The organism is Neisseria sp. P0021.S007 (genome assembly GCF_051956855.1).
In genome coordinates this window covers 1-452 of the sequence record NZ_JBQCXA010001642.1, presented here as the reverse complement: position 1 = coordinate 452, position 452 = coordinate 1, and the positions used below count along the sequence as shown (strand labels likewise).

The 452-nt window shown below is 51.8% G+C and carries 1 pseudogene; it reads left to right on the top strand.

From position 1 onward, the window contains the following. Nucleotides 1-188 (top strand): annotated as a pseudogene (locus tag ACTHUR_RS20690) (twitching motility protein PilT); the annotation flags it as partial. Nucleotides 189-452 lie beyond the last annotated feature (264 nt).

Here is a 452-nt window from a genome sequence, read left to right as displayed (position 1 = left end):
CCCCCGCAGTGCGCAACCTGATCCGCGAAAACAAAATCGCCCAAATCAACTCCGCGCTGCAAACCGGTCAATCACACGGTATGCAAACCCTCGACCAAGCGCTGCAAACCCTCGTCCGCCAAGGCACCATCAGCCCCGACGTAGCCCGCAGCAAAGCGCAAAACAGCGAAAGCATGACCATCGTCTGATAAATACATTCCATTATCGGGAACAGACCAGGTCGTCTGATAAACGCAGGCAGTTTACATAACGAGGAAACCCGTTTCCCGTTTTCAGACGACCTCCGCAAGGCAGGCACAACACCCAATAACAAACAAACCGCCTGCCGGTCTCAATATTCACTTACTGATAAAGAGTACACAAAATGAGCGAAACAACTCCTTTACACGACTTACTCAGCGAAATGGTGCAAGCCTACTCGCAAAAAAACCAACCGCCGCATATCCCCACCC